Genomic DNA, 1,283 nt, shown 5'->3' with positions numbered 1-1,283 from the left:
CTCTACAAGGCGGTGTCGTCCTGGTTGAGCTTTGCCTTCAAGTTCAAGTTCCAGGCGATCCTGGCGGCAACCTTCGTGGCGCTCGGGCTGGCGCTGGTGCTGCTGGTTGGCGGCAGGCGTCTGTTCGGGCGGGTGTTCGAAGCCGACCCCACCAATGAGGACCCATCCTATCTCAGCCGCCTTTCGGTGGCCTTCTGGTCGACCTTGCTGCCGACGCTGGCGGTTGCCGCCTTTCTTGGATCGACGATTTTCTTTTTCAATTATTACAATGTGTTGCGCGGCGACATTGGGCTCTTCCTCAACGCGCTGGCGACCGTCATCGGCGTGGTGTTCTGCGTCAACCGGCTGACCAATGCGGCGCTGGAACCGCGGCTGCCGAACTGGCGCCTGATCCCGGTCGAAACCGGGCCGGCGCGCTGGCTGGTGCGCCTGGCCACCGCCATGGCCGTGGTCATCAGCGTCAACACCTTCCTGTCGGTGATCAACGACAAGATGGGTTCGCCGCTGTCGCTGACCATCGCCCGCAGTTTTGTCGCCACCATCATCGTCGGCATCATCCTGATCCTGATGGCGATGCTGAGGCCGTTCAAGGCGCGCGACGGAAGCTGGCGGCCCTGGCCGGCATGGCTGCGCTACCTGTCGCTGGGCCTTGGCCTATTCACCATCATAGCCGCCTTGCTCGGCTATATCGGCCTTGCGCTGTTCGTTTCGCTGCAGGTCGTCGTCACCGGCACAGCCTTGATCACCGCCTATATCGGCTTCCTGTCGGCGCAGGCGATCGGCGAGGAGGGTGCTTTCGCCAACACCTCCGTCGGGCGCTGGCTGTCGGCCAATTCCAGCTACGAGGATACGGCCCTCGACCAGCTCGGCCTTGTCGTCAGCGTTGCCATCAATGTGATGATCGTGCTGGTGTTCCTGCCGCTGATCCTGCTGATGTGGGGTTTCCAGCCCGGCGATATCCAGGCTTGGGCCTACAAGCTCGCAACCGGGATCAACATCGGCTCGGTGACGATCTCGGTCACCGGCATCCTCTCCGGCATCGTCGTCTTCGTCATAGGCTATTTCCTGACGCGGTGGTTCCAGGGCTGGCTCGACGGCTCGGTCATGGCGCGTGGCAAGGTCGATACCGGCGTGCGCAACTCGATCAGGCTGGCGGTCGGCTATGCCGGCGTCGCGCTGGCGGCACTGGTCGGCATCTCGGCGGCGGGCATCGACCTGTCCAGCCTGGCACTGGTCGCCGGCGCTCTTTCCCTCGGTATCGGCTTTGGCCTGCAGAACGTGGT

The 1,283-nt window shown here is 63.5% G+C and carries 1 pseudogene; it reads left to right on the top strand.

Annotated features, from left to right (window positions below):
• Window positions 1-1,283 (top strand): annotated as a pseudogene (locus tag EN969_RS31520) (mechanosensitive ion channel family protein); the annotation flags it as partial.

Origin of the sequence: Mesorhizobium sp. M7A.F.Ca.CA.003.01.2.1, assembly GCF_003998945.1 — a bacterium.
Classification (GTDB): domain Bacteria; phylum Pseudomonadota; class Alphaproteobacteria; order Rhizobiales; family Rhizobiaceae; genus Mesorhizobium; species Mesorhizobium ciceri.
This window is presented reverse-complemented; position numbering and strand designations above follow the sequence as displayed.